The sequence below is a fragment of the Longimicrobiaceae bacterium genome, assembly GCA_035696245.1.
Taxonomy (GTDB): Bacteria; Gemmatimonadota; Gemmatimonadetes; order Longimicrobiales; family Longimicrobiaceae; genus DASRQW01.
Map to the genome: position 1 here is coordinate 1 of DASRQW010000376.1, position 8,197 is coordinate 8,197.

An 8,197-nucleotide genomic window follows, 5' to 3' on the forward strand; every position below is an offset into this window, starting at 1 on the left:
TGGGCAACGGCTGCTCGGCGTGCGCCATCTCCGGCGGCGAGAGCGTGGACACGTCGATGGGCTTCACGCCGCTGGAGGGGCTGGTGATGGGCACCCGCTCCGGCGATCTCGATCCCGCGATCCTGGACTACGTCGCCGTCAAGGAGGGCCTGTCTCTGCCCGAGGTGGAATCACTGCTCAACAAGCAGTCCGGCCTGCTGGGCATCTCCGGCCTCACCAACGACATGCGCGAGCTGATGGCCGAGGCCGAGGAGCACGACGACCGGCGGGCGCGGCTGGCGATCGACATCTTCTGCTACCGCGCGCGCAAGTACGTGGGCGCGTACCTGGCCGCGCTGGGCGGTGCGGACGCGATCCTGTTCGCGGGCGGCGTGGGCGAGAACGCGCCCGCCATCCGTGCGGCCATCTGCGAGGGACTGCAATGGGCCGGCGTGCGGGTGGATGCGGGGCTGAACGCATCGCATACCGGCGGGCGCGAGGGCCGCGTGAGCGCCGGCGGCTCGTCGCCCGAGGTGTGGGTGATCCCCACCGACGAGGAGCTGCTCATCGCCCGCGACACCTACCGCGTCGTCAACGGCATCGAGACCCGCTACTGACGTCGCGAGGGCATCGGCCGGCATCGGCTGACCGGCATCTACCGAGATGAGACGATGGACCGTTCGGCGCGTTACGCTTCGCCGCCGGTGCGTTTCGCGGGAAACTTCGTTATCGTTGATGAGATGCGGGACGGGCGACCAGACCTGGAGAGGATGACGATGGCGAAGCTGTTCGCGTTCCTGGGGATGACCATCGGCGGGTGGATCGGGTGGTGGCTGGGAGAGCGCGTGGGGTTCACCACCGCGTTCATTCTCAGCATGGTGGGCACCGGCTTCGGCATGTACTGGGGCCACCGCCTCGCCCGCGAGTACTCCTAAGCGGGTCGGCGCTCCGGACTTGACGCCCGTCCGATCAGCAGCACCAAGATACCGAACCGCCGCCCAGCGTAGTCGCAGGGCGGCGGTTTCTCGTCGGCGTGCTGGGCACCCGGATCCCACCGTGGGGCGGAGAAACCCCAGACAAAGGCGACAGCCGCGTTGGTCAAGGAAGAGGCTCGCCGCCCGTCTGCGGACGGCCGCCGGGACAGGCCCTATTTCTCGACCGTCACGCCTTTCCAGAACGCCACGCGTCCGTGGATGTTCGCCGCTGCGTCTTGGGGCTCGGGATAGTACCACGCTGCGTCGCGGTTCTCCTGCCCGTCCACGACCACGTTGTAGTAGCTCGCGACGCCCTTCCACGGGCAGGTCGTGTGCGTGGAGCTGTCGGTGAGGTGCTCGCGCCGCAGCGAGTCGGCAGGGAAGTAGGCGTTGCCTTCAACGGTTTCGATGTCCTCGCTCTCGGCCAGCACCGCGCCGTTCCAGATCGCTCTCGCCATTGGCTCCTCACGTTGATTGGCTCCGCCGACTGTATACCCGTGCCCGTCTGGAAAGCTACAGGCCAGTGGGATGGTCGATGAACCGCCACTCGAGCCCGAAGCGCTGCTCCAGGTGCTGCGCCAGGGCGCGCACGCCCCACACTTCCGTGGCGTAGTGCCCGCCCAGCAGCAGGTTGATGCCACCCTCTTCCGCGTCGAAGAAGTTGTGGTGTGCGCCCTCGCCGGTGATGAACGTGTCCAGCCCTGCCTCCACCGCCGCACCCACCATGCTTCCCGCGCCACCGGTGATGACTCCCACGCGCCGCACGCGCTCCGGCCCGCCGGGCACCAGCTTCACGCGCACGCCCAGCACCTCGTCCATGCGTGCGCACAGCGCCTCACGGCGCATGTCCACCTCGCCCCACACCCCGAGCGGATGGCCCTTGTAGTCGCCAAAGCGGCCCGCCGGCTCAATCCCTAAGGCGCGAGCTAGCACCGCGTTGTTGCCCACTTCCGGGTGCACGTCCAGCGGGAGGTGCGCCGAGTAGACCGCGATGCCCGCCTGGATCAGCGCGCGCAAGCGCCGGTAGCGGCGGCCGGTTACCGGCTGGTTGCCGTCCCAGAACAGGCCGTGATGCACCAGAAGCATGTCCGCATCCATCGCCACTGCGGCGTCCACCGTCGCCTGCGCCGCATCCACCGCCACGGCGATGCGGCGGATGTCACGCCCACCGTCCACCTGCAGCCCGTTCACCGCGCCGGAGTAGTCCGGCACGTCCGCGACGCGCAGGTACTCGTCCAAGTAGGTCTGCAGCTCCTCCAGCTTCACGCCGCGCCTCGTGCGTCAGATGTGTTCCACACTTGTGGATAATGCCCGTGGATAATCAAGGTTTGTATCTGTGGAAAAGCCACAACCCCTTGCCAAATCAGAGCTTGGAGTTCACCACATCGAATGTGGATAACTGCGCCACTTGTTCACCTTCGAGATCGTCTCGGTCTTCGCTGATGACCGGTCTGCATCTCGCCTCGACCATCCAGCGAATGATGGGCGACGGCGTCGCTTGCGGCGAAAGCGCGGTCAGCGCTGGTAGTCGTCGCCGTAATGCGGCTGCTCCGCGACGGAAGCGCTGTCCGGCGTACCGGGCCCGAGGCTGCGGATGGGCGTCTCCGGAACCACCTCGCCGGCGGGGAGCATGTGCACCTGGCCGTTGAAGCGGGCGCCTTCTTCCAGAAGCAGGTGCTGCACGTTCGTGCGGATCTCGCCCTCGATGTCGCACGTCGACTGGAGTTGCATGCGCCCCTCCGTCGTCACCGTGCCGCGCACGGTGCCGCCGATCACCGCCTCCGCGGCCACCACGTCGCCCAGCACCTCGCCGTCGCGCCCGATCACCACCGATTTCGACGCGCGCAGGGTGCCGTGGATCTTCCCCTCCACGCGGACGGTGCCGTCCGTCACCACGTCGCCCACGATCTGCATACCGGGGCCGATGATGGAGATGGAGCCTTCCGTGCCCGCGTTCCGCAGCGCCGCGGACACCTTGTCGCGCGCGCCGGAGCCGCCCTGGTCGTTCGAGCCCTTCTTGAAGATCGCCATCTCTCGCTCGGTTTGAGGATACGAATCCGCCGGAGCCCCTCGCGCGGACGGCTAACCAACAACTCTCCGCCAGAACATTGAACCCCGAATCAGACGACGCTTGCCGTCAACTTCGACGATCTCGGCAGATACAACCAGCCGGCGCGCGGCGGAAGGCCATACCGCTGGTGCACTACGGCTTCGGCTTGGCAGAATCCGCGGCGGCGGAGTCGGGCGAGGCGGTGTCGCGGGCGATAGTGTCGCGGCGGACGTTCCCGCCCAACAAGGCGCGAACCTTCGCGTACTGCGCCTCCATGTCGGCCACGTTGCGCGCCAGCTCCTCCACGCGCTGCCGGTCCTTCTCCAGCACCGCGATATCTCGCTTGAGACCCGGCACGCGTGCCGCCTGCGCGGCCACCCAGAACCACGACGCCACCATCACCAGCAGCGCCACGCCCACCGCCGCCGCTACGGCCACGGCGATGCGCAGCTGCCGGTACGTGAGCTCGAAGGAGCGCGTGCCCAGGTCGTCCCCGCCGTGCGGGATCACGATGAAGCTCATCCGCCGGTCGTCGCGCGGCTTCGCCACCTACACCTCCTCCGCCGTGTGCCGGCGCGGGAGCGGATGCCCTCCCGCACGCGAAACGCCGCGGCGGGCGCCCGAGGCGTCCCGTCCGCGGCGTGTGCGGGGTGCGTTGCAATTCCCGTCCCCGCGCGGGGCGAGCCCGGCGGCCCTCTCCGTCACCGTGCTCAGGAGCGGTCGTGCTCGGCGCCGAGGATCAGCTCGAGCACCCGGTCGAAGTCGTCGGCGTTGTAGAACGGGATCTCGATGCGCCCGCTCTTCCCGCTCTTCAGGTGGATGCGCGCCTGCGTCCCCATCTTCCGCTGCAGCTCCGCTTCCAGGCTGCGCAAGTGCGGACCGTCCAGATCCGACGCGCGAGCGGGCGGCTTGGGTCCCTCGGCAGGGGCGTCGGACGCCGGCGATGCACGGCGGAGACGAACCCGCTCCTCCACGGCTCGAACCGTCAGGCCGCGGTCCACCACCTCGCGGGCGAGGTCCGCCATCACCCGCTCGTCTTCCAGGCCCAGGATCGCGCGGGCATGGCCCATCGACAGCGTGCCGTCGCTCACCATGCGCTGCACGGAAGCCGGGAGCTGGAGCAGGCGCAGCAGGTTCGCCACGGTGCTGCGCTCGCGCCCCACGCTCTCGGCCACTTCGGCCTGGGTGAAGCCGAAGTCGTCGATGAGCTGCTTGTAGCCCTGCGCCTCTTCCAACGGCGACAGCTCCGCGCGCTGAACGTTCTCGACGATGGCCAGGATGAGCATGGCCCGGTCGTCGATCTCCTTCACCACCGCCGGCACCTCTGTCCAGCCTAGCTGCCGCACTGCCCGCCAGCGCCGCTCTCCCGCCACCAGCTCCCACTCCGCGCCCTTGGGCGTGGCGTCGGTCGCGGGGCGGACTACGATGGGCTGGAGCAGCCCGTTCGCGCGGATGGAGTCCACCAGCTCCGTCAGCTGCTCCGGCGAGAACTCGCGCCGCGGCTGGAACGGGTTGGGCGCGATGGTGGCGGTGCCCAGCATGCGGATGCTTCCCTGCGGAGCCCCGTCCTCGCCGCCGGGCTCCGACACGTACTCGCCCATCAGCGCGCTCAGGCCCTTACCCAGGCGCGGCTTCTTGGTCGCCGCCATCCTATTCGCCTCCCGCGGCTGCGGCGGGCAGTGCGGGCTCAACGACGGCTGCCGCGGCGGGCGTCTCGCGCTTGCGGGTGGCGTTCCGGGCGATCACCTCGCGCGCCATCGACAGGTAGCTCTTCGCGCCCACGGAGAGAACGTCGTACAGCACGATCGGCTTCCCGAAGCTGGGCGCCTCGGCGATGCGCACGTTCCGCGGAATGGTGGTTCGGTACACCTTCGGGCCGAAGTATTCCTTCGCCTCGTCGGCCACCTGGCGGGACAGGTTGAGCCGCCCGTCGTACATGGTGAGAAGAACGCCCTCGATCTGGAGCTTGGGGTTGAGGTTCTTCTGCACGATGGTCACGGTGTTCAGCAGCTGCGACAACCCCTCCAGCGCGTAGAACTCGCACTGGATGGGGATGAGCACCGAGTCCGCCGCGGCGAGCGTGTTCAGCGTGAGCAGACCCAGCGAAGGCGGGCAGTCGATGAGGATGTACTCGTACTGGTCGCGCACCGCCTCGGTCGCGCGGCGGAGGATGCCTTCGCGCCCGCGGCGGTTCACCAGCTCGACCTCGGCGCCCACCAGGTCGCGCGTGGCCGGGGCGACGTCGAGGAAGGGGAAGTGCACCTTGGGGATGATCACCTCTTCCAGCCGGGCGTCGGCGGTCAGAACGTCGTAGACCGACTTCTCCACCTCGTCCTTGTTGATCCCGAGGCCGCTGGTCGCGTTGCCCTGGGGGTCGGTGTCGATCACCAGCGTCCGCTTCTCGGCCACGGCCAGGCAGGCGCCGAGGTTGATCGCAGTGGTGGTCTTACCGACGCCGCCCTTCTGGTTGGCGATGGCGATGATACGCGACACGCTTCTCCTCTGTTTTCCGGGGGTGCCTCGGGGAAGGATGTGCCGACGAATATACGGGAGCAGGCGTGGAGAGTCCAGCAACCGGACAGTGTTCCACGTGGAACACTGTCGGCGGATTATCAGCCGACGACATCCAACGCATTGGCACTCCGCAGCTTACGCACCTCCATCACCAGATTCTGCAAATCGCTCGGGTTGACGCCGGGCACCCGCGCCGCCTGCGCAAGCGTCGCAGGCCGGATCGCCCCAAGCTTCTGCCGTGCCTCGAACGACAGCGACAACAGATTGGGGTACGGCAAATCTTCGGGTAGAGCGAATTCTGCCTGTCTCTGGAGCGCGTCCGCCCGTTCCCGCTCACGAACGAGATAGCCTTCGTACCGGATCTCCATCTCCGCCGTTGCGAGGGCCTCCGCCGCCGCCCGAACATCGATGGATGGGACACCGCCCACGGCGGCCGCTAAACAGTCCGCCGGTACGTTCGGCCGGCGGAGGAGGACGGCAAGGCGCGTCGGCTCCTTGATCGGCGTGGAGCCGGCATCCACCAGAACAGGATTGGCCTGCTCGGGAGATGCGTTCGTCTCGTCGAGCCACGAGCCCACGCGCGCGAGCAGTTCAAGCCGCTCATCCATCACCCTCCGCTGCTCGTCCGTCAGCAGCCCGCGCTCGGCAGCGATGGGGGCGAGGCGCTGCACCGCGTTGTCCTGCCGCAACGTCAGGCGGAACTCCGCGCGCGAGGTGAAGAGGCGATAGGGCTCGTCCGTCCCGCGCGTGACGAGGTCGTCCACCAGCACTCCGATGAATGCCTGGTCGCGCTCCAGCACCAGCGGATCACGATCCAGGGCGGCGAACGCGGCGTTCGCGCCGGCAAGAATGCCCTGGCCCGCGGCTTCCTCGTACCCCGTTGTCCCGTTCACCTGCCCAGCGAGGAAGAGGCCGCCGAGCGCCTTGCTCTCCAGGGTGGGGCGCAGCTGGTGTGGCGGGTAGTAGTCGTACTCAATGGCGTAGCCGACCTTCGTCATCCGCGCCTGTTCCAGGCCGGGGATGCTGCGGAGCATGCGCAGCTGAACGTCGGCGGGCAGGGAGGTGGAGAGGCCATTCACGTACAGCTCGTGCGTCTCCAGCCCCTCCGGCTCCAGGAATACCTGGTGGCGGGCGGCATCGGGAAACTTTACGATCTTGTCTTCGATGGATGGGCAGTAGCGCGGCCCGCGGCCGGCGATCTCACCGCCATACAGCGCGGACGCCGCCAGATTCTCGCGGATGAGGTCGCGCAGCGGCTCGCCCGTCCACGTGATCCAGCAGGGGAGTTGAGGCAGAAGTGGCGCCCGCTCCCAGTGCGAAAGCCGGTATTCCGGGCTCTCACCGGGCTGCACCTCGACCTTTGAGTAGTCTACGGAGCGGCCGTCGATCCGCGGCGGAGTACCGGTCTTGAAGCGGGCGACCTCCAGGCCCAGCGCCTCCATCTGCTCGGCGAGACGGACGGACGGCGCGTCGCCCGCGCGTCCCGCAGGTACGCCCGCGGCATGCCCGACGTGGATGCGGCCGCGCAGGAAGGTGCCCGCCGTGAGGACGACCGCGCGAGCGTGGAACTCGATCCCGCTCTCCGTGCGCACGCCAGCCACGCGCGAGCCCTCCATCCGCAGAGAACCAACCATGCCCTGGAAGAAGTCCAGTCGCTCATGACGCTCCAGGAGGGCACGCGCGGCACGGGGATAGAGGCCGCGGTCGCACTGCGCGCGGGGGGCCCAAACCGCGGGGCCCTTGGAGCGGTTCAGCATGCGGAACTGGATGCGGGTGCGGTCCGTAGCGAGGCCCATGACGCCTCCCAGCGCGTCCACCTCGCGCACGACGGTGCCCTTCGCGACTCCGCCGATGGCGGGATTGCAGCTCATCTGCCCGATTGCCTCCAGGTTCGGAGTGACGAGCAGCGTGCGCGCACCGGCCCGCGCCGCGGCGGCCGAGGCCTCCACGCCGGCGTGTCCTCCACCCACCACGATCACGTCGTACGGCTGATTCATCACACAGCAACGCAAGGTTTTACGCCACCTGCCGGGCATCCCCCGACATCGGCTGGAAAGCTGTTCCACGTGGAACATCTCACAATCTATAGAGAGATACCGATATGGCACACCTGTTGCGAAACCGGCGCTTCCCAACGGATGGGCGGGGAAGACACTGAGCGAGGGAGGCCTGAATGGCGGACGACAAGAGCAGCGGCGGCTACGGCGCGACGGGCGGCTCCAGCTCCGGGGGTTCGGGGAGCGGATACTCGACGGGCGCCAGCGGATCGGGGGCCGAAGGCACGTCGGGAATGAGCGGGTCCGGGAGCAGCTCTTCGGGCTCGTCCTACGGCACCGGAAGCAGCGGATCGTCCCTCTCCGGCAGTGGGACGGGCGGCTCGTCCATGTCCGGCAGCGGCGCGAGTGGCAGCGGCTCCGGCGGCATTGGCTCCAGCGGGACCGGGTCGAGCGGCAGCGCGGGCACCGGCGGCGGCACCGGATCGAGCGGCTATGGCTCCACCGGCAGCGGCACCGGCTCGGTGGGTTCGAGCGGATCGACCGGTAGCAGCGGCACCACGGGATCGACGGGCTCGGGCTCCACCGGCAGCGGCACCGGCTCGGTGGGTTCGAGCGGATCGACCAGTAGCAGCGGCACCACGGGATCGACGGGCTCGGGCTCCACCGGCTCGACGAGCTCCGGT

General features: G+C 68.6%; 10 protein-coding genes. 2 read left to right on the forward strand and 8 right to left on the reverse strand.

Going from position 1 to position 8,197, the window contains the following annotated elements; translation table 11 throughout:
- Together VFE05_17095 and VFE05_17100 are read left to right on the forward strand one after the other, a co-directional pair.
- Positions 1-596 (forward strand): acetate kinase (locus VFE05_17095; protein ID HET6231795.1); only part of this gene is annotated, 596 nt, incomplete at its 5' end.
- 159 nt (positions 597-755) lie between these two features.
- Positions 756-914 (forward strand): hypothetical protein, encoded by a 159-nt coding sequence (locus VFE05_17100; protein HET6231796.1) that lies wholly within the window; start codon positions 756-758, stop codon positions 912-914.
- 212 nt (positions 915-1,126) lie between these two features.
- Here VFE05_17100 and VFE05_17105 read toward each other — a convergent pair whose 3' ends face one another.
- The 8 genes from VFE05_17105 to VFE05_17140 form a co-directional block, all read right to left on the reverse strand.
- Complete coding sequence (locus tag VFE05_17105; protein ID HET6231797.1) at positions 1,127-1,411, reverse strand: DUF427 domain-containing protein; 285 nt, start codon at positions 1,409-1,411, stop codon at positions 1,127-1,129.
- Between the two features lie 55 nt (positions 1,412-1,466).
- Positions 1,467-2,219: a Nif3-like dinuclear metal center hexameric protein gene (locus tag VFE05_17110; GenBank protein ID HET6231798.1), complete on the reverse strand. Its 753-nt coding sequence runs from the start codon at positions 2,217-2,219 to the stop codon at positions 1,467-1,469.
- Between the two features lie 249 nt (positions 2,220-2,468).
- Positions 2,469-2,984, reverse strand: a complete 516-nt coding sequence (locus VFE05_17115; protein HET6231799.1) for a polymer-forming cytoskeletal protein — start codon at positions 2,982-2,984, stop codon at positions 2,469-2,471.
- Positions 2,985-3,156: 172 nt separating this feature from the next.
- A complete protein-coding gene (locus VFE05_17120; GenBank protein ID HET6231800.1) occupies positions 3,157-3,552 on the reverse strand; it encodes a hypothetical protein in 396 nt (131 codons plus the stop codon).
- A 161-nt stretch (positions 3,553-3,713) separates the two neighbouring features.
- The gene (locus VFE05_17125; GenBank protein ID HET6231801.1) at positions 3,714-4,652 is read right to left on the reverse strand and encodes a ParB/RepB/Spo0J family partition protein; all 939 of its coding nucleotides are present in this window, start codon (positions 4,650-4,652) and stop codon (positions 3,714-3,716) included.
- 1 nt (position 4,653) lies between these two features.
- Positions 4,654-5,496: an AAA family ATPase gene (locus VFE05_17130; GenBank protein ID HET6231802.1), complete on the reverse strand. Its 843-nt coding sequence runs from the start codon at positions 5,494-5,496 to the stop codon at positions 4,654-4,656.
- Between the two features lie 119 nt (positions 5,497-5,615).
- Positions 5,616-7,592, reverse strand: coding sequence for a tRNA uridine-5-carboxymethylaminomethyl(34) synthesis enzyme MnmG (gene mnmG, locus VFE05_17135; GenBank protein HET6231803.1), 1,977 nt, complete (start codon positions 7,590-7,592; stop codon positions 5,616-5,618).
- Positions 7,593-8,004: 412 nt separating this feature from the next.
- Positions 8,005-8,197, reverse strand: a 193-nt coding sequence (locus VFE05_17140) for a cell surface protein (protein ID HET6231804.1), incomplete at its 5' end; no start/stop codon positions are given.

Coding starts and splice junctions, on each gene's coding strand:
- VFE05_17100 (HET6231796.1), top strand. CDS start 756: ATGGCGAAGCTGTTCGCGTTCCTGGGGATGACCATCGGCGGGTGGATC.
- VFE05_17105 (HET6231797.1), bottom strand. CDS start 1,411: ATGGCGAGAGCGATCTGGAACGGCGCGGTGCTGGCCGAGAGCGAGGAC.
- VFE05_17115 (HET6231799.1), bottom strand. CDS start 2,984: ATGGCGATCTTCAAGAAGGGCTCGAACGACCAGGGCGGCTCCGGCGCG.
- VFE05_17125 (HET6231801.1), bottom strand. CDS start 4,652: ATGGCGGCGACCAAGAAGCCGCGCCTGGGTAAGGGCCTGAGCGCGCTG.
- mnmG (HET6231803.1), bottom strand. CDS start 7,592: ATGTTCCACGTGGAACAGCTTTCCAGCCGATGTCGGGGGATGCCCGGC.